Origin of the sequence: Pseudomonas fluorescens (genome assembly GCF_000967965.1) — a bacterium.
GTDB classification, from domain to species: Bacteria; Pseudomonadota; Gammaproteobacteria; order Pseudomonadales; family Pseudomonadaceae; genus Aquipseudomonas; species Aquipseudomonas grandcourensis.
The window spans coordinates 439,787-462,752 of record NZ_LACC01000011.1 but is presented as its reverse complement, the minus strand read 5'-3'; the positions used below and the strand labels follow the sequence as shown (position 1 = coordinate 462,752).

20 protein-coding genes are annotated in these 22,966 nt (G+C 60.5%); 10 read left to right on the top strand and 10 right to left on the bottom strand.

Annotation, left to right across the window (positions count from 1 at the left end; genetic code table 11):
• Positions 1-660 precede the first annotated feature (660 nt).
• From VC35_RS09135 to VC35_RS09105, 7 genes are all read right to left on the bottom strand, one after another.
• Entirely contained in the window at positions 661-1,827 is a 1,167-nt protein-coding gene (locus VC35_RS09135; protein WP_046039373.1) for a retropepsin-like aspartic protease, read from the bottom strand.
• 277 nt (positions 1,828-2,104) lie between these two features.
• The gene (gene etfB, locus VC35_RS09130) at positions 2,105-2,875 is read right to left on the bottom strand and encodes an electron transfer flavoprotein subunit beta (protein ID WP_046039371.1); all 771 of its coding nucleotides are present in this window, start codon (positions 2,873-2,875) and stop codon (positions 2,105-2,107) included.
• 15 nt (positions 2,876-2,890) lie between these two features.
• Entirely contained in the window at positions 2,891-4,111 is a 1,221-nt protein-coding gene (etfA, locus tag VC35_RS09125; protein ID WP_046039370.1) for an electron transfer flavoprotein subunit alpha, read from the bottom strand.
• Positions 4,111-6,057 (bottom strand): dimethylglycine demethylation protein DgcB, encoded by a 1,947-nt coding sequence (gene dgcB, locus VC35_RS09120; protein ID WP_046039368.1) that lies wholly within the window; start codon positions 6,055-6,057, stop codon positions 4,111-4,113. The genes etfA and dgcB overlap by 1 nt, the downstream gene beginning before the upstream one ends.
• A 222-nt stretch (positions 6,058-6,279) precedes the next feature.
• Positions 6,280-8,340 (bottom strand): dimethylglycine demethylation protein DgcA, encoded by a 2,061-nt coding sequence (gene dgcA, locus VC35_RS09115; RefSeq protein WP_046039367.1) that lies wholly within the window; start codon positions 8,338-8,340, stop codon positions 6,280-6,282.
• Between the two features lie 15 nt (positions 8,341-8,355).
• Positions 8,356-8,886, bottom strand: a complete 531-nt coding sequence (locus VC35_RS09110) for a DUF5943 domain-containing protein (protein WP_008048169.1) — start codon at positions 8,884-8,886, stop codon at positions 8,356-8,358.
• A 78-nt stretch (positions 8,887-8,964) separates the two neighbouring features.
• The gene (locus VC35_RS09105; protein ID WP_046039549.1) at positions 8,965-9,942 is read right to left on the bottom strand and encodes a dipeptidase; all 978 of its coding nucleotides are present in this window, start codon (positions 9,940-9,942) and stop codon (positions 8,965-8,967) included.
• 236 nt (positions 9,943-10,178) lie between these two features.
• Here VC35_RS09105 and VC35_RS09100 point away from each other — a divergent pair, with 236 nt between their 5' ends.
• The 3 genes from VC35_RS09100 to VC35_RS09090 all read left to right on the top strand — a co-directional run bounded on the left by VC35_RS09100 (position 10,179) and on the right by VC35_RS09090 (position 11,570).
• The gene (locus tag VC35_RS09100; RefSeq protein WP_046039366.1) at positions 10,179-10,580 is read left to right on the top strand and encodes a lysozyme inhibitor LprI family protein; all 402 of its coding nucleotides are present in this window, start codon (positions 10,179-10,181) and stop codon (positions 10,578-10,580) included.
• A gap of 216 nt (positions 10,581-10,796) precedes the next feature.
• Positions 10,797-11,120 carry a helix-turn-helix domain-containing protein gene (locus VC35_RS09095; protein WP_046039364.1) on the top strand — a complete coding sequence of 108 codons (324 nt, stop codon included), beginning with the start codon at positions 10,797-10,799 and terminating at the stop codon, positions 11,118-11,120.
• 33 nt (positions 11,121-11,153) lie between these two features.
• The gene (locus VC35_RS09090) at positions 11,154-11,570 is read left to right on the top strand and encodes a DUF3010 family protein (RefSeq protein WP_046039547.1); all 417 of its coding nucleotides are present in this window, start codon (positions 11,154-11,156) and stop codon (positions 11,568-11,570) included.
• A gap of 124 nt (positions 11,571-11,694) precedes the next feature.
• Here the strand turns inward: VC35_RS09090 and VC35_RS09085 are convergent, their stop codons facing one another.
• Complete coding sequence (locus VC35_RS09085; RefSeq protein WP_046039362.1) at positions 11,695-12,639, bottom strand: GlxA family transcriptional regulator; 945 nt, start codon at positions 12,637-12,639, stop codon at positions 11,695-11,697.
• Between the two features lie 224 nt (positions 12,640-12,863).
• Here VC35_RS09085 and choX point away from each other — a divergent pair, with 224 nt between their 5' ends.
• The 6 genes from choX (at position 12,864) to VC35_RS09055 (ending at position 18,431) form a co-directional block, all read left to right on the top strand.
• Complete coding sequence (gene choX / locus VC35_RS09080; protein ID WP_046039360.1) at positions 12,864-13,808, top strand: choline ABC transporter substrate-binding protein; 945 nt, start codon at positions 12,864-12,866, stop codon at positions 13,806-13,808.
• 96 nt (positions 13,809-13,904) lie between these two features.
• Positions 13,905-14,792 carry a 3-dehydrocarnitine:acetyl-CoA trimethylamine transferase CdhC gene (gene cdhC / locus VC35_RS09075; RefSeq protein ID WP_008048151.1) on the top strand — a complete coding sequence of 296 codons (888 nt, stop codon included), beginning with the start codon at positions 13,905-13,907 and terminating at the stop codon, positions 14,790-14,792.
• 231 nt (positions 14,793-15,023) lie between these two features.
• A complete protein-coding gene (locus tag VC35_RS09070) occupies positions 15,024-15,989 on the top strand; it encodes an L-carnitine dehydrogenase (protein WP_046039357.1) in 966 nt (321 codons plus the stop codon).
• A 136-nt stretch (positions 15,990-16,125) separates the two neighbouring features.
• Entirely contained in the window at positions 16,126-16,602 is a 477-nt protein-coding gene (locus VC35_RS09065; protein WP_046039355.1) for a thioesterase family protein, read from the top strand.
• Positions 16,603-16,615: 13 nt separating this feature from the next.
• Positions 16,616-17,779, top strand: coding sequence for a gamma-butyrobetaine dioxygenase (locus tag VC35_RS09060; protein ID WP_046039353.1), 1,164 nt, complete (start codon positions 16,616-16,618; stop codon positions 17,777-17,779).
• A 385-nt stretch (positions 17,780-18,164) separates the two neighbouring features.
• On the top strand, positions 18,165-18,431 hold the full coding sequence (locus VC35_RS09055; RefSeq protein ID WP_046039350.1) for a hypothetical protein: 267 nt from the start codon (positions 18,165-18,167) through the stop codon (positions 18,429-18,431).
• A 96-nt stretch (positions 18,432-18,527) separates the two neighbouring features.
• Here the strand turns inward: VC35_RS09055 and gbdR are convergent, their stop codons facing one another.
• Both gbdR and VC35_RS09045 read right to left on the bottom strand, forming a co-directional pair.
• Positions 18,528-19,631, bottom strand: coding sequence for a choline metabolism transcriptional regulator GbdR (gene gbdR, locus VC35_RS09050; protein WP_007975492.1), 1,104 nt, complete (start codon positions 19,629-19,631; stop codon positions 18,528-18,530).
• Positions 19,632-20,182: 551 nt separating this feature from the next.
• Positions 20,183-21,559 (bottom strand): L-serine ammonia-lyase, encoded by a 1,377-nt coding sequence (locus VC35_RS09045; protein ID WP_046039348.1) that lies wholly within the window; start codon positions 21,557-21,559, stop codon positions 20,183-20,185.
• Between the two features lie 435 nt (positions 21,560-21,994).
• On the opposite strand from VC35_RS09045, the gene VC35_RS09040 reads away from it, so the two are divergent.
• Positions 21,995-22,939, top strand: a complete 945-nt coding sequence (locus tag VC35_RS09040) for a choline ABC transporter substrate-binding protein (protein WP_046039346.1) — start codon at positions 21,995-21,997, stop codon at positions 22,937-22,939.
• Positions 22,940-22,966: the final 27 nt, after the last annotated feature.

Below are 22,966 nucleotides of genomic sequence, written 5' to 3'. Positions count from 1 at the left end.
ATTCCTCTCCTCATTAGAACTGCACGAAATATGACCTATCTCGTTCAGGCCTATGCCCGCCGCACCTCCCAGCCTTCCGCGAACAAGTTATCCACATCTCCACCCACAGCTATTGGGGACAACTGTGGACAGACCGCAAAATTTCTCCACAAAACCCAAAGAAAAATCGTGACTTATCCAGAAGCATGCTTCCACGAGCGGACTGGTCGTTTTTTGATCAAAAGCCTGAAAGGCACGGACTGCGTAGCTTTCAGAGGATGGCAAACACCTTATCCACAGAAGCGCCAACAGACTTTGGGGTTAACTTCGAAGGCTCTGTGGAAAACCGCTACAACCCGCAAAAAACCGGTGTTTGCACGGAATTCTACGGCTCACAACCATCAATTGATCACTTTTTGATCGCAACCATGAAAGCCGCTGTTTATAAGGCCTACAGCCGATAGCAAACATCTTATCCACAGAAGCGCCAACAGAGATTGGGGGCAAGTCTGCACCCACAACAGCACTTATCCCGTTGAAAAAGCTTGGAAAAACCACGGACAGGACTGGTTGTTTTTTGACCTGAGGCTTGCAGGGCCTGATTTATATGGGGTGTAGCCATGGGCGAACATGTTATCCACAGAACCACCAACAGGGATTGTGGGTAAACACCGAAGTTGTTCAGATTTTATTGAGACATGAGCGACCTGAATCCAGATCCAGGTTCAATTCAAAGTCTTTGAACGCGTGCCATCCGAGCAATATTGACGGGACGTATTGCCCGCCTATCAGCGACGGCGGGATGGTAAAGCCCGGGTAGTATTTGTAGGTGACCGCCATGGTGTTGCCTTGCAGGGCCAATACGCCGTCGAAGCGTTGGAAGCGTTTGTTGTTGCCGGTGTAAACGTTCGAGCCTCCCGGTGTCAGCGCCTGCACAACGCTGACTTGCCTGCCGGGCGACGAGGCCGTCAAGTAGTCGACATTTCCGGTATCGATGATGGCCTGCGTTGCCCGGCGATCCAGCTGTGCGGCCACCACCAACCGTTGATTGAGATCCAGGCGGCTAATGGCAATCGGCGCATCACAGCGTGTGGCCGGCGGCGGATTCAGCTCCAGTGTTCTGCTGGTGATCTTCAAGCGCCCCAGCTTGCTGATCAGATCCAGCCCCAACAGATTGTCCCGGTCGCTGACAAAGACCAGGACATTCCTGAACTCGCGGGTGCCGACTTTCAGCGACCCGAGAACTCCCAGCCTCGCGGCCAAGCCTTTTTCGCCATAAAACGTGCTGTAGCGATAAAAAGCATCGGGCAACAACCTGATGCCCAACTGTTTCGCAGTGTCGATGTTGACCCGGGTTTGCGGTGCGCCCGTGTCCAGAACAAAACGCGCCGAGACACCATTGGCCGCGCCGACCTCGATAAATGGCAGCACTTGTTCAGCGTTGTAGAAGTCGTCGGCATACGGATAGAGCGGCAGCACCTCATACCGCGTCGAACCGTTGACCGTGAAATCGCCGGTCGCCGCCAGGACAGCCAGTGATTTGCTGCCAAACGTGGAGAACAGCGGCTTCAGATCGGCGCTGGCCGCAATCGCCCGGGCATGCCTGGCCTTGATCGCCAGGTAGTACTCGGGGATTTGATTGGCGGCCTTGGCTTCGAGCAATCTGGCGAAGACCGTCACCGAGCAGCTGAGGTGTCTGTCGGCATCCAGTACCTTGTCGCACTGTTGCCGCAGTTGCGCCAGGGACGCGTTGCGGCCTTGTTCGGAGTCTATCCAGCGGTAAAAATCCTGATCAGCCTCGGACGCCTTTGTCTGGGCGGCAGAGATCAAGCCTGTGGATAACCACATGGCCGATGCACAGAGCGCCAGAAGAGCGAAAGTCTTCATATTCAGGCCAGTCATAAAAACAGGGTTTTATGAGTCAGCGCTGAATGTCTGAAAGCTCCCGAAAACGTGCCGCACCCTTGATCAGCGCATGGAAAACTGTAGCTCACCGGGCTGACGGGTGTGGTGCGGGACGAAGAGATCCTGTGGGAGCGAGCTTGCTCGCGATGACGGAGTATCAGTCAACATCAATGCCGCCTGATACCACGCTTTCGCGAACAAGCCGCCCCCACAGTGTTTGTTAGCGAACCACACCTTCTTCAATCAGCAATTTGAGGATGGCCTCGGCCCCGGCTTGCGCCGTCACGCCCTTGAGTACCTGCCCGCCTCCACCACTGGCCTTGGCCGTCGCGGCTTTCATTCGGTCGGCACCGCTCTTGGCCTTGATCACCTTCAGACGCTTGGGCCTTGGCTTGGCCGGTTGCAGGGTTGCGACCGCGAGCAGTTCATCGTCGATGACCTCGACGTCCTGCGCTTGCAGCACGCCGCGTCGGGCCGGGCCGTAAGCGCTCTGCCGAGGCTTGGGTGCAGCGTTATCCACCGTCGCCAGAAACGGCAGGCGTACCTTCAGCCGACGACGTTGACCGCGGGGCAAGGCTTGCAGCACCAGCGCCGAACCGCCATCGATGGACTCGACCTGCGCCAGTCCCACCACCAGCGGCCAGCCCAGGCTTTCGGCCAGCAGGAAGGGCAACATGCCCGAGCCTTCACCGGTTTCCGCCTGGCTACCGGTCAACACCACCTGCGCCCCGGCATCGCGCAAATAGTCGGTCAGCGCCGGTAGCGCGTCGGCGCCTTGCGGTTGTTCCAGCACATGCAGTTGCTCAAGCCCCATGCCCAGGTAGGCGCGCAATGCAGGCTCGGAAATGTCGCCGGCATGCAGCACCTGCAAGTTATCCCCAGCCAATTGCAGGCCCAGTTCAACCGCCCGCGCATCCTGCTCCGCGCGACGCGGCCGACCGGATGTCGGGTGGGCGCCGATGGACACCAGGCTGATGATTTTCGTGCTCATAACCCTTTCCTTCCCTTAAGCCGCATCGCGCTTGGCGTCGTTGCGGTAAGCCTCTACCGCCTCGATCAAGGCTTGAAGAATCTCCGCGCTCTCGCCAATCACCGAGAGGTCCGCACGCTTGATCATGTCGCAGCCCGGGTCGAGGTTGATCGCCACCACCTTGTCGCAGGCACCAATGCCTTGCAGGTGCTGGATCGCCCCGGAAATCCCCACCGCCACATAGACCCGTGCAGTGACCCAGGTGCCGGACGCGCCGACCTGGCGGTCGCGGGCCATGAAGCCGTCGTCCACCGCCACCCGCGATGCGCCTTCGGTCGCGCCGAGGGCTTCGGCGGTCCTGTGGAAAAGTCCCCAGTCCTTGACCCCGTTGCCACCGGAGAAAATGAACTCGGCTTCGGCCATTGGAATTGCCGCCGGATCGACGGCCACCGCGCCCAGATCTTCGATCCGCGACAGGCTGCGCGCCACAGTTGTGGATAACTCCACGGCCAAGGCTTCGTGACGGGTTTCGCTGACCGGTTCGGCGCACTCGGCAGCCGCCAGAATCAATCGCGCCAGCGGCCGGGCAAGGTCTTGCAGACCTGCGCCAGCACGGCCGATGCACTCCTGATCCTTGACCTGCCAGACCCGCGTGGCCGGGCGCTCGCCCAGTGCCGCAGCAAAACGACGGCCGAGTTCGCCACCGCCACTGCGGCTGTCCGGCAGCAACCAGTGACGCGGGCTGAACTGGTTATCCACAGCCCGCAGGCCCTGGACCCGTTGCTCCGGTGCATAACCGTTGAATTCTTCGCCTTCCAGCACCAGCAGGCGGTCGACGCCCGCCGTGGCGAAAGCGTTTTCCTTGTGTTCGCCGAACACCACGGCCAGCACTGCGCCGTCCTTGCCGGCCAGTTGATGGGCCAGGCCCAGCAGGTCGCGGTCGTGACTGCTCAAGCGACCACCGACCATGTCCGGCACCACGCTGATGTAAAACGCAGGCGCGGTCACCTGATGCAGCGGCAATTGTACTTCCACGGCAGCCGAGCGCTTGGTCGCCCCGCCCTGCTGAGCGCCGCTGCGGTCGATGCGTTTGATACCGTTGGGGCCGATGAAACCGACTCCATGGGGATTCTTGCGGATGACGCCGTTAGGCCCCATCCAGCTGTGTTGCGCCGGCTGCATGGCTGCGTGCAGCGGGTGCAGACGGTTGCGGGCAATCCATTCGGCCCGCGGGTCGCGGCGGATAATGTCGCTCATCAGTGGGCCTCCGCTGGTTCACGTTGGGCCGGCGTAGAGGGTTTGGAGGCGGCTTCTTCCAGCAACGCGTCGGCCACCAGCTCGGCAATGTCCTTGATCATCGGCCGGGGTTCGACCACGCCTTCGAGCATCGCGGTGCATTGTGGACAACCCACGGCCACCAGTTCGGCGCCGGTTTCGCGGATGTCTTCCATGCGCATGTCGGGAATGCGTTGCTTGCCGGGAATGTCGGTGATCGGCGCGCCGCCACCACCGCCGCAGCAGCGCGAGCGGAAGCCGGAACGTTGCATCTCTTTCACTTCGATCCCTAGGGCGCGTAACACCTGACGCGGTGCCTCGTATTCGCCGTTGTAGCGGCCGAGGTAGCACGGGTCGTGGTAGGTCACGCTGTCGCCTTTGTGCTGACCGAGATTGAGCGCGCCAGCATCGATGATTTCCGCCATGTAGGTGCTGTGGTGCTGCACCAGGTAGTTGCCATCGAAAGCGCCATACTCGTTTTTCAGCACGTGGAAACTGTGCGGATCGCAGGTGACGATGCGGTTGAAACTGTATTTGGCCAGAGTCTGGATGTTGCGCTTGGCCAACAGCTGGAAGGTCGCTTCGTCGCCCAGGCGCCGAGCCACGTCACCGCTGTCGCGTTCTTCGAGGCCGAGCACCGCGAAGTCGATTTTCGCCGCTTTCAGCACTTTGACGAACGCACGCAGGGTGCGCTGGTTACGCATGTCGAAGGCACCGTCGCCAACCCAGAACAGCACGTCGGTGGATTTCTTTTCGCTGAGCAGATTGAGGTTCAAGTCTGCTGCCCAGTTCATCCGCCCTCCCGGCGCGAAACCGCCCGGGTTGTCGGTGGCGATCAGGTTTTCCAGCACCTCGGCGCCCTTGTTCGGGGTGGCGCCTTTTTCCAGGGTTAGATGACGGCGCATGTCGACGATGGCATCGACGTGCTCGATCATCATCGGGCATTCCTCGACGCAGGCGCGGCAGGTGGTGCACGACCACAGGGTCTCGGCATCCACCAGGCCGTTGACGATCGGTTGATGCGGATTACCCGCGTGTTCGCCAATCGGCTTGCCCGGATACGGGCTGCCGGCGAACTTGGCGTCAGTGCCACCGGCCAGGCCGACGACCATGTCCTGAATCAGTTTTTTCGGGTTCAACGGCTGGCCGGCGGCGAACGCCGGGCACGCCGCTTCGCATTTACCGCACTGCACGCAGGCGTCGAAGCCGAGCAATTGGTTCCAGGTGAAATCCTTGGGTTTTTCCACGCCCAGTGGCGCGGTCGGGTCATTCAAGTCCAGAGGCTTGAGGCCCGTGGAACGACCGCCACCGAAGCGTTCTGCGCGACGGTGCCAGGCCAGGTGCAGCGCACCGGCGAAGGCGTGTTTCATCGGCCCGCCCCAGGTCATGCCGAAGAACAGCTCCGACACGCCCCACAACACGCCAACCCCGAGAATCGCCGCCAACAGCCAGCCACCGAAGTTTTCCGGGAGGATCCCTGCCACCGGCAGGGTCAACAGGAAGAACGAGACCGAGAACGCCAGCAGGCTTTTCGGCAGGCGCATCCACGGGCCTTTCGACAGACGGGACGGCGGGTTGCGCCGACGCAGGTAAACAAAGATCGCACCAACGAACATCACCGCTGTCATCAGCAGCAACGCATAGCCGAGGAAGCGGTTATGCAGGCCGAAACCATGCACCAGGATCGCCAGCACGATGGACGCCACCGCACCGCCGGCCGTGGCGACGTGGGTGTTGGCAATGTATTTGTCCCGCGCGACCACATGGTGCAAGTCGACCATGTAGCGCTTGGGCATGGCGAACAGGCCGCCGATCAGGTCGACTTTCGAAGCCCGGCCCCGGCGCCACATGGCCACCCGCCGCAACGCGCCCAGGACACCAAGGCCCAGGGCTGCGAACAACAGGATTGGAAGAAGGGTGTTCAACATGGTGAAGCTCCCAAAGACCTCGGGTCTTGCAAGGGTTCATGTGCTTGCCGTTAAAGGCCTGACACCGACCTGTGGCGAGGGGGCTTGCCCCCGTTCGGCTGCGAAGCAGTCGTAAATCGGTCAAATGCATTTTTTACTGACAGACCGCATTGACTGATTTTGGGGCCGCTTCGCAGCCCAACGGGGGCAAGCCCCCTCGCCACAGTGATGATGGTGATACTGTTAGAAATCCTTGCACAACCGCAGCGCGTCATAGATCGCAGCGTGTGTATTACGCTGAGCCACGCAGTCGCCGATACGGAACAGCAAGTAGCCGTCACCCGTGGTGCTCAGCGATGGCTGCGGCTTGATCGCGAACAAGGCTTCGATGTCCATCTGGCCTTTGTTGCGCGAGCCTTCCTTCAGCGAGTAGTAGATTTCTTCGTCCGGACGCACGCCGTTTTCCACCACCACCTGGTCGACCACCCGCTCCTCTTTGGCGCCGGTGTATTCGTTTTCCAGCACCGCCACCAGCTTGTCGCCTTCGCGGTAGACCTTCTCCAGCATCATGTCCCCGGTCATGATCACTTCTTTGGGGTACATGCTGCGGTAGTAAGTCGGGAACGACGTACCGCCGATGGCCACGCCCGGTTTGATGTCGTCGGTGACGATCTCGACCTGGCTGCCCTTGTCGGCGAGGAAGTCGGCCGTCGACATCCCGGTGAACTCGCAAATGGTGTCGTAGACCAGTACGTTCTTGCCCGGTGCAACCTTGCCATCAAGGATGTCCCAACTGCTGACCACCAGGCCTTCAGCCGCGCCCCAGTGTTCGTTCTGCTCCAGGAATGGATGGCCGCCGACGGCGAGCACCACCACGTCTGGACGCAAGTCGAGAATGGTTGCCGCATCGGCCGCCACGCCCAGGCGCAGGTCAACTTTCAAACGCGCCAATTCCAGTTGGAACCAGCGGGTAATACCGGCGATCTGGTCCCGTTGCGGGGCTTTCGATGCGGTCGTGATCTGGCCACCGATGAATTCTTTCTTCTCGAACAGGGTCACGTCGTGGCCACGTTCGGCCGACACGCGAGCGGCTTCCATCCCGGCAGGACCGGCACCGACCACCACAACTTTGCGCTTCACACCGGTCGACTTCTCGATGATGTGCGGCACGCCCATGTATTCACGGGAGGTCGCGGCGTTCTGGATGCAAAGTACGTCCAGGCCTTGGTACTGACGGTCGATGCAGTAGTTGGCGCCGACGCACTGTTTGATCTGGTCGACCTGGCCCATCTTGATCTTGGCGATCAGGTGCGGGTCGGCGATGTGGGCGCGGGTCATGCCGACCATGTCGACGTAGCCGCCCTCCAGAATACGGGTCGCCTGGTTCGGGTCCTTGATGTTCTGCGCGTGCAGTACAGGTGCCTTGACCACTTCCTTGATACCGGCCGCCAGATGCAGGAACGGCTCCGGTGGATAACTCATGTTGGGGATAACGTTGGCCAGGGTGTTGTGGGTGTCGCAACCCGAGCCGACCACACCGATGAAGTCGATCATGCCGGTGTCGTCGTAGTACTTGGCGATCTGCTTCATGTCCTCATGGGACAAGCCATCCGGGTGGAACTCATCACCGCACAGACGGATGCCGACGCAGAAATCCGGACCGACTTCCTTGCGCACAGCCTTGATCACTTCCAGGCCGAAACGCATGCGGTTCTCGAAGCTGCCGCCCCATTCATCGGTACGCTTGTTGACCCGCGGGCTCCAGAACTGGTCAATCATGTGCTGGTGCACGGCCGACAGTTCGACGCCGTCCAGGCCACCGGCCTTGGCCCGCGCCGCAGCAGTGGCGTAGTTGCCGATCACCCGCCAGATTTCTTCCGGCTCGATGGTCTTGCAGGTCGCACGGTGCACCGGCTCACGGATGCCCGACGGCGACAGCAGGGTTGGCCAGTGCTCGCCGTCCCAACGGGAACGACGGCCCATGTGGGTAATCTGGATCATGATCTTGGCGCCATGCTTGTGCATGGCATCGGCCAGGTTCTGGAAGTGCGGAATGATCCGGTCGTCCGCCAGGTTCACCGACTTCCACCAGCCTTGCGGGCTGTCGATGGCCACGCTGGAGGAGCCGCCGCAAATCGCCAGGCCGATCCCACCCTTGGCTTTCTCTTCGTAATACTTGACGTACCGGTCGGTGGTCATGCCGCCGTCGGTGGCATAGACCTCCGCGTGCGCGGTGCTGAGCACGCGGTTGCGGATGGTCAGTTTGCCGATCTGGATCGGCTGGAACATTGCTTCGAAAGCCATGGCGGGTTCCTCGACTTACAACGGCTTGACGGTGAACAAGCCGTCTTCGTGGCCCTCTTCGGAGCCACCGTAGACTTGTTCGGCCACGGTGCGGATCTTGCTGCCGCGAGCGGCGAGGATCTGATCCATCGCCCCTGCAAACCAGCCGGTGAACATGTAGTCGACCTTGCGCCCGACCTTGCCGTACACGTAGACGAACGCCGAGTGTTCGAGCTTGACGCTGGCGGTGCCTTTGTCGAGGTCGATGTCCTGGATCTTGAACAGGCCCCAGCCACGCTGCGACAGGCGCTTCATGTAGTGTTCGAACACTGCGACGCCTTCCAGGCCGTGGCATTCGGCTTCTTTTTCACACCAGTGCCAGGCGGACTTGTAGCCGGCCTTGTAGAGGATTTCGGCGTAGGCTTCAGCGCCCAGCACTTCCTCGATGCCCATGTGGTTGTTGACGAAGAAATGACGTGGCACGTACAGCATCGGCAGGGCGTCGGAGGTCCAGACACCGGTTTCGCTGTCGACTTCGATTGGCAATTGCGGGGCGATCTTGGCCATGGAAACTTAACTCCAGAAAATTTGTTGTGTTGCCCGCTGCACGGACGGCAGCGGGAAAGGATTCAGAAGTGCGGCGGCTTATTCGCCCCAGACATCTTTCAAGACGTTGACCCAGTTCTCGCCCATGATCTTGCGTACCACGCGCTCGGAGTGGCCGCGCTTGAGCAGGGTCTCGGTCAGGTTCGGGAACTCGCCCACGGTGCGGATGCCCAGCGGGTTGATGATCTTGCCGAAGCTGGTCAGACGGCGGGCGTAGCCCTTGTCGTGGGTCAGGTATTCGAAGAAGTCCTGGCCGTGGCCCTGGGTGAAGTCGGTGCCGATACCGATGGCGTCTTCGCCGACGATGTTCATTACGTACTCGATGGCTTCGGCGTAGTCGTCGATGGTCGAATCGATGCCCTTGGCCAGGAACGGCGCGAACATGGTCACGCCGACAAAGCCGCCGTGGTCGGCAATGAACTTGAGTTCTTCATCGGACTTGTTGCGCGGGTGCTCCTTGAGCCCCGACGGCAGGCAGTGGGAGTAGCAGACCGGTTTCTTCGATTCGAGGATGACTTCTTCGGAAGTCTTGGAACCGACGTGGGACAGGTCGCACATCACGCCTGCCCGGTTCATCTCGGCGACGATTTCGCGACCGAAGCCCGACAGGCCGCCGTCACGCTCGTAGCAACCGGTGCCCACCAGGTTCTGGGTGTTGTAGCACATCTGCACGATACCGACGCCAAGCTGCTTGAAGACTTCGACATAGCCGATCTGGTCTTCAAAGGCGTGGGCATTCTGGAAGCCAAAAAGGATGCCGGTCTTGCCCTGCTCCTTGGCTTTACGGATGTCGGCGGTGGTGCGGACCGGAATCACCAGGTCGCTGTTCTCGCGGATCAGCTTCTGGCTGGCGGCGATGTTGTTGACGGTGGCCTGAAAGCCCTCCCACACCGACACGGTGCAGTTGGCTGCCGTCAGACCGCCCTTGCGCATGTCTTCGAACAGCTCGCGGTTCCATTTGGCAATGATCAGACCGTCGATAACGATGCTGTCGGCGTGTAATTCGGCTGGGCTCATCAGGCTGTCCCCTTGTTGGCGATTCATGCGCCGAATCGTCTGCCGGCGCTTTGGGGCCAGCATATGCCTCGGTGCCTAAGCAGCCGGGTGCAAAAACGACAGGGGAATTGCCGAAAGCGTCAATCCGCGACAAAGGGTCGTCGCCAGGCACAATCACCGACCTGTTCAAGGCCGCCTGCTTGGGCCAGAATTCGCCGCATCACTGGATGCTTCACTGGACAAGAGCGGCAACGATAATGAAATCGATCATTCTGGCAATGGCACTGATTGCGACCGGCGTACACGCAGCGGAGGTGTCCGACGACAACCCGTGCGACAAAGTCGAAAACGACGTCCAGACCCTGGAATGCTCGGCCTTCAGCAAAACCACCGCCGAAGACCTGCTCAAGGAAAACCTCCAGGGCCTGGCCGAGCGCATGCAGTCGCAGTACGGCAAAACCCCGTCGCAACTGGCCGACATCACCGCCAAGATCAAGGCCGCCCAACAGCAATGGCTGAAGACCCGCGACGCAGACTGCGCCGTCGAAGCCTTCCCGACTACCGCTGGCAGCAAGGCGTTCACCATTGCCCAGAACGATTGTGTGGCGCGGATGAGTGATGAACGGTCGGAGTTTTTGGAGTCGATTGGGCAGGAGTAGTCCTGAAAATTCCGGTGAAAGCTGGGACTACCACCAGCTTTCAATCGCCCAAAAACCCTTTTCCCACAAAGTACTCTGATCTGACCTACAGCTTCTGTCCAAAGCCGCTGTTCTGTGGACTTTTCACGCAACATGCCGACAAATGTTGTTGATGGCCAACCATAAAAATATAAGCAAAGATTCGCAATTCTTATAAAAGACTTATATTTTTCCGAGATGAACGCACCTACTGACATCCAAATCATCAATGACGCCGAAGGTAATCCAGCCTTCGTGGTCATTCCCTATGCACAATACGTGGCGCAGAAAATCGAACCCGACTTGATCCCCCATGAGGTGGTGAGCCGAATCGTCGATGGCGCTACTCCCATCCGCGCCTGGCGCGAACACTTGAACCTTACCCAGGAAGAAGTGGCCAAACGCATGGGCATCACTCAACCGGCCTTCGCCCAGCAAGAGACTGTCGCCAAGCCTCGCAAGGCCACCCGCGAGAAGATCGCTGCGGCTTTTGGCATCACCGCCAGTCAGCTTGAGCTGTAAGCTACACACCCTCTGTCACTAATGGGATTGAACATGAAAGTCTGCGGCATCGAAATCAAAGGCAGCGAAGCGATCATCGCCGTGGCCACGCTGGACGGTCAGGCGCTGGGCCATGTCGCGCTCGCCACCAAGAAAATTGCCCTGGACGATGACGACGAAGCCGCCAACGTCAAAGTGTTCGCCGCTCAGGTCGCCTCGTTTGTCCGCGAGAATTCCATCGACCGCATCGCGATCAAGAAGCGCAGCAAGAAAGGCGAGTTCGCTGGCGGGCCGACCACCTTCAAGATCGAAGGGGTTTTCCAGTTACTGGAGAATTGCGAGGTAGCCCTGCTGTCGCCGCAGACCATCAATGCCCAGGCCAAGAAGCACAATTTCGAACTGCCAGGGACGCTGAACAAGTATCAGCATGAGGCTTACAAAGCGGCGTGTTCGGCGTTGGTGAAGAAGTAATCTCAGGCACCGCTGTACAACTGTAGGAGTGAGCCTGCTCGCGATAGCGGTGCATCAGTCGACATGAATGTGTCTGACAGACTGCCTTCGCGAGCAGGCTCACTCCTACAGGGTTTTCGGGTGTTTATGCTTTCGCGGTACGCCGGTCCTCCCGCGGACAGCGCTCATACTTCGCCCGATAACTGCGGGTGAAATACGACGGCGATTCAAACCCGCAGGCAATGCTCACTTCAAGCACGCTCATATCCGTCTGCCGTAGCAACTGCCGGGCCTTTTCCAGCCTTAACCGCAGGTAGAAATTGCTCGGCGTGTCGTTCAGATGCAGGCGAAACAGGCGCTCCAACTGTCGCCGCGTCACCTTGATCGATTCCGCCAGTTCCAGCGTGCTCAGCGGCGGTTCGCTGTGCTGCTCCATCTCGCCGATCACGTGCACCAGTTTCTTGTTGCTGATGCCATAGCGCGTGGCTACTTCCATGCGCTGGTGGTCTTTGCGTGGGCGGATGCGGCCGAGCACAAATTGCTCGCTGACCTGAATCGCCAATTCCGGACCGTGGGCCTGGGCGATCAAGTCCAGCATCAGGTCAATGGAAGCGGTGCCACCGGCAGAGGTGATGCGCCGGCGGTCGATCTCGAACAGTTCCTGGGTGACGCTGAGCTGTGGATAAGATTCCTTGAAGGCGTCGATGGCTTCCCAGTGCAAGGTCAGGCGATGACCGTCGAGCAAACCCGCCTCGGCGAGGATGAAGCTGCCGGTGTCGATGGCGCCTAGGGTCACGCCTTCGTGGTCCAGGCGGCGCAGCCAGTGCTCCAGCGCCGGGGTGGTGAACTTCAGGGGCTCGAAGCCGGCGACCACCAGCAGCGTCGCGCCTTTTTTCAACGGTTCCAGCGCCGCGTCGGCGTTGACCGACATGCCGTTACTGGCCAGCACCGCCCCGCCATCAGCGCTCAGCACATGCCAGCGATACAGCTCGCCACGAAATCGATTAGCGACCCGCAACGGCTCGATGGCCGAGATAAATCCGATGGCCGAGAAACCCGGCATCAACAAGAAGTAGAAATCCTGGGACATGGAGCGCACTCGCTTAGCAGGTAACAAGAGGCCAGGTAACGAGAGGGCGGGCAGCGTAGGGATGTTGATACGCCAGTTGCGAGCGGCATTCAAGAGCACAGGTCGCTGCAGTGCAAGAGCTGGTCGCCGCAGTGCGCTTTCATCGGTGCTTTGCTGCGTAACTTGGCATCACCGGCGCATCAGACACCGGAACTCACAATAAACGAACTGCCGAGGAACCTGAGATGAAACGACTGATCAGCAGCTGTGTTCTTGCACTCAGTGGTACCGCTTTGCTGAGCGCCAGTGTCATGGCAGCCGAACCCGCCGCGTGCCAGAACGTGCGCATGGGTGTAGTGAACTGGACCGACGTGATCGCCACCAGCGCCATGACCCAGGTATTGCTCGATGGCCTCGGCTACAGCACCAAACAAACCAGCGCCTCCCAGCAAATCATCTTCGCCGGGATCCGCGACCAGCGTCTGGACCTGTTCCTCGGCTACTGGAACCCGCTGATGACCCAGACCATCACCCCGTTCGTCGACGCCAAACAGGTCAAGGTGCTTGAAGCGCCAAGCCTGCAGGACGCCCGCGCGACCCTAGCCGTGCCGACCTACCTCGCCGACAAGGGCCTGAAAACCTTCGCTGACATCACCAAATTCGAAAAAGAACTGGGCGGCAAGATCTACGGCATCGAGCCTGGCTCGGGCGCCAACACCCAGATCAAGGCGATGATCTCCAAGAACCAGTTTGGCCTCGGCAAGTTCCAGCTGGTCGAGTCCAGTGAAGCCGGCATGCTCGCCGCCGTGGATCGCGCCGTACGTCGCAACGAAGCCGTGGTGTTCTTCGGCTGGGCGCCGCACCCGATGAACGTCAACGTGAAAATGACCTACCTCACCGGCAGTGAAAACGCCCTTGGGCCGGACGAAGGAAAGGCCACGGTGTGGACCGTCACTGCACCGACATACGCCGAGCAATGCCCGAACATCGGTCGCCTGCTGAGCAACCTGACGTTCACCGCCGAAGACGAGAGCCGGATGATGCAGCCGCTGCTGGATCACAAGGACGCTTTCGAGTCGGCCAAGCAATGGATCAAGGATCACCCGCAGGACAAAAAGCGCTGGCTTGAAGGCGTCACCACCTTCGATGGCAAACCGGCCGCTGAAAACCTGCAACTGACCAGTAAATAAACCCGATAGAACCACCGACTCGCAGCCCCGACGGGCTGCGAACGGGACCACCACGCCTGGCCAAAACCAAAAACTCGCCTGTAAGGAACCGCCCAAATGAACCACGACGTCATCATCACCTGCGCACTCACCGGTGCTGGCGACACGACCGCCAAGAGCCCACACGTGCCGGTCACCCCGAAACAAATCGCCGCTGCCGCCGTGGAAGCCGCCAAGGCCGGCGCCACCGTGGTTCACTGCCATGTGCGTGACCCGCAAACCGGCAAGTTCAGCCGTGACGTGGCGCTGTACCGCGAAGTGATGGAGCGCATCCGCGAGGCGGACGTCGACATCATCGTCAACCTCACCGCCGGCATGGGCGGCGACCTGGAAATCGGTGCCGGCGAAAACCCGATGGAATTCGGCCCGAACACCGACCTGGTCGGCCCGCTGACCCGCCTGGCCCACGTCGAAGAACTGCTGCCGGAAATCTGCACCCTCGACTGTGGCACCCTGAACTTCGGCGACGGCGACACCATTTACGTCTCCACCCCGGCCCAGCTGCGCGCTGGCGCCAAACGCATTCAAGAGCTGGGCGTGAAAGCCGAGCTGGAAATCTTCGACACCGGCCACCTGTGGTTCGCCAAGCAGATGATCAAGGAGGGCCTGCTCGACAACCCGTTGTTCCAGCTGTGCCTGGGCATCCCTTGGGGCGCGCCGGCAGACACCACCACCATGAAAGCCATGGTCGACAACCTGCCGGCCGACGCGGTCTGGGCGGGCTTCGGTATCGGTCGCATGCAGATGCCGATGGCGGCGCAAGCGGTGTTGCTCGGCGGCAACGTACGGGTCGGACTGGAAGACAACCTGTGGCTGGACAAGGGCGTGCTGGCGACCAACGGCCAACTGGTCGAGCGCGCCGGTGAAATCCTCAGCCGCCTCGGTGCCCGCGTCCTGACCCCGGCTGAAGGCCGGGCAAAAATGGGCCTGACCAAGCGCGGTTGACCCTTACACACTTTCCCCCTGTGGGAGCGAGCTTTTGTGGCGAGGGGGCTTGCCCCCGTTGGGTCGCGAAGCGGCCCTAAAACCAGAAACTGCTGTGTTTCAGACACACCAAGCTCAATGGTTTACGACTGCTTCGCAGTCGAACGGGGTGGTGCGGCATTCCGACAAGCCCCCCTCGCCACAGAGTTCGCTCCCACAGTTTTTTTTCCGAGCCAAATTCAGGAAATTGCCATGACCTTCATCACCGAAATCAAAACCTTCGCAGCGCTGGGCAGCGGTGTCATCGGCAGCGGCTGGGTGTCCCGCGCCCTCGCCCATGGTCTGGATGTAGTGGCCTGGGACCCGGCCCCCGGTGCCGAAGCCGCCTTGCGCAAACGCGTCGCCAATGCCTGGGGTGCGCTGGAGAAACAAGGCCTGGCGCCGGGTGCATCGCAGGATCGCCTGCGCTTTGTCGCGACCATCGAAGAGTGCGTTCGCGATGCCGATTTCATCCAGGAGAGCGCCCCGGAACGGCTGGAGCTTAAACTGGACCTGCACAGCAAAATCAGCGCGGCGGCCAAGCCTAATGCGTTGATCGGCTCCAGCACCTCCGGCCTGCTGCCGAGCGAGTTCTACGAGAGTGCCACGCACCCGGAACGCTGCGTGGTCGGTCACCCGTTCAACCCGGTTTACCTGCTGCCGTTGGTGGAAGTGGTCGGTGGCAAAAACACCGCCCCGGAAGCTGTGCAAGCGGCCATGAAGGTCTATGAATCCCTGGGGATGCGCCCGCTGCACGTGCGCAAGGAAGTACCGGGTTTCATCGCCGACCGCCTGCTCGAAGCGCTTTGGCGTGAAGCGTTGCACCTGGTCAACGACGGCGTGGCGACCACCGGCGAAATCGACGATGCCATCCGCTTCGGCGCGGGCTTGCGCTGGTCGTTCATGGGCACCTTCCTGACCTACACCCTGGCCGGTGGCGATGCCGGCATGCGCCACTTCATGGCGCAGTTCGGCCCAGCGTTGCAATTGCCGTGGACCTACCTGCCGGCACCGGAGCTGACCGACAAACTGATCGACGACGTGGTCGATGGCACCAGCGATCAACTGGGCAAACACAGCATTTCGGCGCTGGAGCGCTATCGTGATGACTGCCTGCTGGCGGTGCTGGAAGCGGTGAAGACCACCAAAGAGAAGCATGGGATGGCTTTCAGCGAGTAAGCCCAGGCTGTGGGGCCAGCAGCACTGGCCCCATCGCGAGCAGGCTCGCTCCTACAGGGGGAATGCATCCCAATGTAGGAGCGAGCCTGCTCGCGAAAGCGCCGGTACAGTCACCACAAATCTCGGAACCAGAACCATGCCCACCCTGACAACTTACCAAACCAAAATCATCCCCGACTGGGTCGACTACAACGGCCACCTGCGCGACGCCTTCTACCTGCTGATCTTCAGCTACGCCACCGATGCCCTGATGGATCGCCTGGGCCTGGACAGCAACAGCCGCGAGGCCAGCGGCAACTCGCTGTTCACCCTCGAACTGCACCTCAATTACCTGCACGAAGTGAAGCTCGACACCCAGGTCGAAGTGCACACCCAAATCATCGCCCACGACAGCAAGCGCGTGCACCTCTATCACAGCCTGCATCTGGTCGGTGAAGCCCAGGAGCTCGCAGGCAACGAACAGATGCTGCTGCACGTGGATCTCGCCGGGCCGCGTTCGGCGCCGTTCAGCGAACAGTCGTTGGGCCGCTTGCAAGCCATCGTCGCCGAACAGGCGGACCTGCCAACACCCGGGTACATTGGCCGAGTGATTGCATTACCCCCAAAAAAATAACAAGGAGATCGCCATGAATACCGCCGCTGCACTTGCCGACTTCCGTACCTATCCGTTGATCAGCGCGCTGGCTGGCGTGCAGACCCTGGCGGACAGTGTTCTGGTGAAGTGGGCCGACGATCGCGTCAGCCCTTTCCACCATCAATGGCTGCGGGATAACTGCCCGTGCCCGCAATGCGTCTACACCGTGACCCGCGAGCAAGTACTGGAAATCGTCGACGTGGCTCAAGATCTGATGCCCGATAACGCCAGTATCGACGGCGATGGCTGTTTGTCGGTTGATTGGCAGGACGGCCACTCAAGCCGTTTCGACCCTGGCTGGCTGCGCGCCCATGCCTATGACGACGAATCCCGCGCCGAGCGTCAGCAGCACAAGCCTAAAGCCAGGCTCTGGCACAGCGATTTGCAGTTGCCAGTGTTCGAATACCAGGCGCTGATGAACGACTCGCAAGCGTTACTGCAATGGCTGCTGGCGGTGCGGGATGTGGGATTGACCCAGGTCCGTGGCGTGCCCACCGAGCCCGGCTCGTTGAAGCTGATCGCCCAACGAATTTCCTTCATCCGCGAGAGCAATTTCGGCGTGCTGTTCAACGTGCAATCCAAGGCCGACGCCGACAGCAACGCCTACACCGCCTTCAACCTGCCGCTGCACAGCGACTTGCCGACCCGAGAGTTGCAACCGGGGCTGCAATTTTTGCATTGCCTGGTCAATGACGCCGAGGGTGGCGAAAGCATTTTTGTCGACGGTTTTGCCATTGCCGACGCCTTGCGCCGAGAGGCCCCCGAATCCTTCAAAAGCCTCTGCGAAATCCCCGTGGAGTTTCGCAACAAGGACCGTCACAGCGACTACCGCTGTCTGGCGCCGATCATTGCACTGGATGCGTTGGGGCAGGTGTCTGAGATCCGCATGGCGAACTTTCTGCGCGGGCCGTTCGATGCCTCGGTGGAGCAGATGCCCAAGCTGTATCAGGCCTACCGGCGCTTTATCGCGATGACCCGCGAGCCTCGGTTCAGGTTGATGCAGCGGCTCAATCCCGGTGAACTGTGGTGCTTCGACAACCGCCGCACCCTGCATGCCCGCAACGCCTTCGACCCCGCCACCGGGGCGCGGCACTTCCAGGGCTGCTATGTGGACCGGGATGAGTTGTTGTCGCGGATTCTGGTGTTACAGCGCTAGACCGCGTCATCGTTCTTCGCGAGCAGGCTCGCTCCCACAGTTGATCGGATTCTCCCATAGGAACGCGGCTGAATGTGGGAGCGGGCTTGCTCGCGAAGGCGGTATATCAATCAACACAAAACCCACTGAATCACAGGCAAAAAAAACCCCGATCAAGCCGTGACAGGATCGAGGCAGAGGGTACTGTTGAGGAGCTGCCGTGCGAGGGTGACCAAACCTTCGTGAAGCGAGCTGAGTCCAGTGTGCCCACTCCCCCGCGGGCCAGGTTAGCCGAAAACGACATGTTCATAACCAATTGAGCCATTGCGACAATTCGTCCTTGCCGACACCCGGCACCCCTACCAGAATCGAACCACGACACCGTTCCCTGAAGAAGGATTGCGTCATGATGCACGCCGATTTGATAGACCAGGAAGACCTGTTGGGCCAGCTCAAGTCGTTGGGATTCAACGTGCCCAATGGAGCCACTGCCGAGCAGGCTTGCGAGTGCGTGGTAAGGGGCCTGGACGATGCCCGGGCGTATGAACTTCGCAAGATGGTCAAGGAGATGTACACCAGCAGCGCGACGATCCTGCCGGCAGTGCGCCAGGCCATCGACAAACAATTGCTGCCGGCGTTGGCGGAGTATCAGCAAAACCACACCACCCGATAAAACGCCTTCGCGAGCAGGCTCGCTCCCACATTGGTTCTGTGAACAACACAGATCAAATGTGGGAGCGAGCCTGCTCGCGAATGAAGTCGCCCCGGTCTAGAGCCTTACACTGGCAAACGTCGACTCATTGCGCGCCTGGCTCAGCGCCGACAACGGCCCGGACAACGGTGACAGCACCAGCGCTTGTGGCAACGGCATCATCGCCACTTGCTGGGTGGTGTTGGACCCTACGCGCTCGTCACGCGGCGGAATGCCGAAGTATTCGCGGTAGCACTTGGAGAAGTGCGGCGTGGACACGAAGCCACAGACCGACGCCACTTCGATGATCGACATCGGCGTTTGCTTGAGCAGCTGGCGCGCGCGGATCAGGCGCAGTTTCAGGTAGTAACGCGACGGCGAGCAGTGCAGGTACTTCTGGAACAACCGCTCGAGCTGACGACGGGACACCGCGACATACACCGCCAGTTCGTCCAGGTCGATCGGCTCTTCGAGGTTGGCTTCCATCAACGCGACGATTTCCTGCAACTTCGGCTGGTTGGTGCCGAGCATGTGCTTGAGCGGCACTCGCTGGTGATCCTGCTCGTTGCGGATGCGCTCGTAGACGAACATTTCCGAAATGGCCGCCGACAGCTCACGACCGTGATCGCGGCTGATCAAGTGCAGCATCATGTCCAGCGGCGCGGTACCGCCGGAGCTGGTGAAACGGTTACGGTCGAGGGTGAATAAGCGGGTACTCATCGCTACACGGGGGAAAGCTTCCTGCATCGCCGCCAGGCATTCCCAGTGCACGCTGCAATCAAACCCGTCGAGCAGGCCGGCGCAGGCCAGGGCCCAACTGCCGGTGCACACCGCGCCAAGGCGGCGGGACTGGCGCGCCTGGCTTTGCAGCCATGACACGTGTTCGCGGGTAACAGTGCGTTGGATGCCGATGCCGCCGCAAACAATCACGGTATCCATTGGCGGGGCTTTGTGCATGGAGGCGTCGGGGGTGATCTGCAGGCCGTCACTGGCCCAGACCTGGCCGCCGTCGACGGTGAGGGTGGTCCAGCGATACAGCTCGCGACCGGACAACTGGTTGGCCATGCGCAGGGGTTCCACTGCGGAGGCCAGAGAAATCAGCGTGAAATTGTCCAGCAGCAGAAAGCCGATGGATTGAGGCGCACGGTTCTGGGGTTGGGCCCCGGAGTTGAACGTCGTCATCGCGGTATCTCCTCACACAAAGCGGGTGATGGCCTCAGGCGGAGGCTCTTTTTATTGCCATCGTTCTCGCGTGGGAGACGGGCTTTGTAATGACAGAGCAATTGCCATGCCTAAATTTGAATGCGCGTTCAATAACTCCTAAAAACGACGTCGGAATGTGTCTATATATGTCTTGCAAGGCGGGGGGATTTAAATGGCCATCAGGACTGGCAAGCGCCCCGGCCCACAAGCCGTGAGCAATTCGGTAGCACTTGTGGGAACGGCGTTGCGCCGCGATGGAAAGGAGTGTCACCGCAGGCACGGGTGACGGGCGGTCGAAGGCCGGTTGGCCCTCGATCAGTGGCAAGACGATTTATCTGTGAGCGACGCGCTAAAAGGTGGCGCGTTTTCGAGCGGGTGTTCACTTAGCGCGCAGTTTTGACTGGTCCGTGGCGAGGGGGCTTGCCCCCGTTCGGCTGCGAAGCAGTCGTAAAAGTTTTAGGGCCGCTTCGCGACCCAACGGGGCGGTGCGGCGGTCCGACAAGCCCCCTCGCCACAGGGTCAATACGGTCTCAGCACTCCACCGCGCTAACCGCCAACCCACCCCGCGATGTCTCCTTGTATTTGTCATGCATGTCGGCACCGGTATCGCGCATGGTGCGGATCACCCGATCCAGCGAAATGAAGTGCTGACCATCACCGCGCAAAGCCATCTGCGCGGCGTTGATCGCCTTCACCGCGGCAATCGCGTTGCGCTCGATGCACGGCACCTGGACCAGTCCACCCACCGGGTCGCAGGTCAGGCCTAGGTTGTGCTCCAGACCGATTTCCGCCGCGTTGCACAGTTGCTCTGGCGTGGCGCCAAGGATTTCCGCCAGCCCGGCCGCCGCCATGGCGCAGGCCGAACCGACTTCGCCCTGGCAGCCGACTTCGGCACCGGAGATCGAGGCGTTCTTCTTGCACAGGATCCCCACCGCCGCCGCGCCGAGGAAATAATCGACGACATTGGCGTCGGTCACCACCTCGCTGAATTTCATGAAGTAGTGCAGCACTGCCGGAATGATCCCCGCCGCGCCGTTGGTCGGTGCCGTGACCATACGCCCGCCGGCGGCGTTTTCTTCGTTGACCGCCAGGGCGAACAGGTTGACCCATTCCATGGCGCTCAAGGTTGAGCCGATCACGTTGGGTTTGTTCAGCTCCTGCAGGCTGCGATGCAGCTTGGCCGCGCGGCGGCGCACGTTCAGCCCGCCGGGCAGGATGCCTTCGTGCTTGAGGCCTTGTTCGACGCAATCCTGCATGGCGCGCCAGAGCTTCATCAGGCCGCTGCGGATTTCCTCCTCGCTGCGCCACACCCTCTCGTTAGCCATCATTAACTCAGCCACGCGCAAGTTGTGCTTTTTACACAGCTCCAGCAGCTCGGCCGCACTGGAAAAGTCATAAGGCAACACGGTGCGGTCGAGGTCGACGACACCGCTGGAGGCCTGCGCCTCATCGACGACAAATCCGCCGCCAACCGAATAGTAGGTGTCGCGATACAACTCGCCGTCATCACCTTCGACAATCAGGGTCATGGCGTTGGGGTGGAATGGCAGGTTCTCGTCGATCAGGCGCATGTCCCGGGCCCAGATGAAGGGCACTGGCAGGCGACCGTCGAGCAGCAGAGTATCGGTCTCACGCAGGGTGGCGATACGAATGCCGATTTGCGACGGATCGATCGCATCCGGCCACTCGCCCATCAGGCCCATGATCACCGCATTGTCGCTGCCGTGGCCGATGCCGGTGGCCGACAACGAGCCGAACAGCTGGACTTCGACACGCCGCACCTGCTCAAGCAGCCCGCGCTCGCGCAGGCCCTGCACAAACAACGCCGCCGCCCGCATGGGCCCCACGGTGTGTGAACTGGAAGGGCCGATGCCGATTTTGAACAGGTCGAAAACACTGATAGCCATTACTGCCGAACTCCTGGATGGGCCCACTGCGCACGCGAAAGCGCACGGTGACGGAGCTGCTACGCTCAAGCTGCAATCCGCCGAGATGACCGCATCATCAAGCTTTTATCCAGTTGTTCGACGTCTCTAACCGACGCACTCATGCCCACCAGCGCCGCGTGTCTTTTACGCTGTGTTTTCGCCGTTTTTTTGCGGTTCAGAGGGGGAAATCGGGCTGAAAAAATCTGTAAACGACGTCACCGACACTGGATGCGACCATCCCTGTACTGGATACGACGCACCCTGTAGGCGTCAGATTTTCACTGGTACATGATCATATCGACTCGATTGCAAGGCGACGTGGTAGAGCTGTCTCCAGAACGCCATCCAACCGCAACCTATAAGTGCGGTGGTCCAGTCGGAACACTGCCAAAAAAAACACCAAGGAGTCCATCCATGAAAGGTTCCCCGTCGTTGTTGTTGGCCGCCATGCTTAGTCTGCCGGTTCTGGCGCAAGCCGCAGAACCGGCGCAATGCAGTACCGTAAACTTCTCCGATGTCGGCTGGACCGACATCACCGCGACTACCGCGACCACCAGCGTTGTGCTCAACGCCCTCGGCTACAAGACCAAGACCACCATGATTTCCGTGCCCGTGACCTACAAGTCCCTGGCCGACGGCAAGAACATGGACGTGTTCCTGGGCAACTGGATGCCGACCATGGAAAACGACATCAAGGCCTACCGCGATGCCGGCACCGTGGAAACCCTGCGCACCAACCTCAAGGGCGCCAAGTACACCCTCGCCGTCCCTCAGGCGCTGTACGACAAGGGCCTGCATGACTTCGCCGACATCGCCAAATTCAAGAAGGAGCTCGACGGCAAGATCTACGGCATCGAGCCTGGCAACGACGGCAATCGTCTGATCCAGAGCATGATCGACAAAGATGCCTTCGGCTTGAAGGCCGCCGGCTTCAAAGTCGTCGAATCCTCCGAAGCCGGCATGCTGTCGCAGGTCGACCGCGCGCAGAAACGCGACACCGCCGTGGTGTTCCTGGGCTGGGCGCCGCACCCGATGAACAAGCGCTTCAAGATTCAATACCTGACCGGTGGTGATGACTTCTTCGGCCCGGACTTCGGTGCCGCCACCGTAGCGACCAACACCCGCAAGGGTTACGCGCAGGAGTGCGGCAACGTTGGTCAGTTGCTGAAGAACCTGGAGTTCACCGTCGACATGGAAAGTGAACTGATGGGCAACATCCTGGACGACAAGATGAAGCCTGACGCGGCCGCCAAGGCCTGGTTGAAAAAGAATCCACAGGTGCTCGATACCTGGCTCGCTGGCGTGACCACCATTGACGGTAAACCTGGCCTGGAGGCCGTGAAAGCCAAACTGCAGTAATCGCTTATGCCGGGCAGGTTCGCCTGC

What these genes read in the sequence shown, in the direction of transcription:
- VC35_RS09135 (WP_046039373.1), bottom strand. Translation starts at nt 1,827, where the DNA reads ATGTGGTTATCCACAGGCTTGATCTCTGCCGCCCAGACAAAGGCGTCC.
- etfB (WP_046039371.1), bottom strand. Translation starts at nt 2,875, where the DNA reads ATGAGCACGAAAATCATCAGCCTGGTGTCCATCGGCGCCCACCCGACA.
- etfA (WP_046039370.1), bottom strand. Translation starts at nt 4,111, where the DNA reads ATGAGCGACATTATCCGCCGCGACCCGCGGGCCGAATGGATTGCCCGC.
- dgcB (WP_046039368.1), bottom strand. Translation starts at nt 6,057, where the DNA reads ATGTTGAACACCCTTCTTCCAATCCTGTTGTTCGCAGCCCTGGGCCTT.
- dgcA (WP_046039367.1), bottom strand. Translation starts at nt 8,340, where the DNA reads ATGGCTTTCGAAGCAATGTTCCAGCCGATCCAGATCGGCAAACTGACC.
- VC35_RS09110 (WP_008048169.1), bottom strand. Translation starts at nt 8,886, where the DNA reads ATGGCCAAGATCGCCCCGCAATTGCCAATCGAAGTCGACAGCGAAACC.
- VC35_RS09105 (WP_046039549.1), bottom strand. Translation starts at nt 9,942, where the DNA reads ATGAGCCCAGCCGAATTACACGCCGACAGCATCGTTATCGACGGTCTG.
- VC35_RS09100 (WP_046039366.1), top strand. Translation starts at nt 10,179, where the DNA reads ATGAAATCGATCATTCTGGCAATGGCACTGATTGCGACCGGCGTACAC.
- VC35_RS09095 (WP_046039364.1), top strand. Translation starts at nt 10,797, where the DNA reads ATGAACGCACCTACTGACATCCAAATCATCAATGACGCCGAAGGTAAT.
- VC35_RS09090 (WP_046039547.1), top strand. Translation starts at nt 11,154, where the DNA reads ATGAAAGTCTGCGGCATCGAAATCAAAGGCAGCGAAGCGATCATCGCC.
- VC35_RS09085 (WP_046039362.1), bottom strand. Translation starts at nt 12,639, where the DNA reads ATGTCCCAGGATTTCTACTTCTTGTTGATGCCGGGTTTCTCGGCCATC.
- choX (WP_046039360.1), top strand. Translation starts at nt 12,864, where the DNA reads ATGAAACGACTGATCAGCAGCTGTGTTCTTGCACTCAGTGGTACCGCT.
- cdhC (WP_008048151.1), top strand. Translation starts at nt 13,905, where the DNA reads ATGAACCACGACGTCATCATCACCTGCGCACTCACCGGTGCTGGCGAC.
- VC35_RS09070 (WP_046039357.1), top strand. Translation starts at nt 15,024, where the DNA reads ATGACCTTCATCACCGAAATCAAAACCTTCGCAGCGCTGGGCAGCGGT.
- VC35_RS09065 (WP_046039355.1), top strand. Translation starts at nt 16,126, where the DNA reads ATGCCCACCCTGACAACTTACCAAACCAAAATCATCCCCGACTGGGTC.
- VC35_RS09060 (WP_046039353.1), top strand. Translation starts at nt 16,616, where the DNA reads ATGAATACCGCCGCTGCACTTGCCGACTTCCGTACCTATCCGTTGATC.
- VC35_RS09055 (WP_046039350.1), top strand. Translation starts at nt 18,165, where the DNA reads ATGATGCACGCCGATTTGATAGACCAGGAAGACCTGTTGGGCCAGCTC.
- gbdR (WP_007975492.1), bottom strand. Translation starts at nt 19,631, where the DNA reads ATGACGACGTTCAACTCCGGGGCCCAACCCCAGAACCGTGCGCCTCAA.
- VC35_RS09045 (WP_046039348.1), bottom strand. Translation starts at nt 21,559, where the DNA reads ATGGCTATCAGTGTTTTCGACCTGTTCAAAATCGGCATCGGCCCTTCC.
- VC35_RS09040 (WP_046039346.1), top strand. Translation starts at nt 21,995, where the DNA reads ATGAAAGGTTCCCCGTCGTTGTTGTTGGCCGCCATGCTTAGTCTGCCG.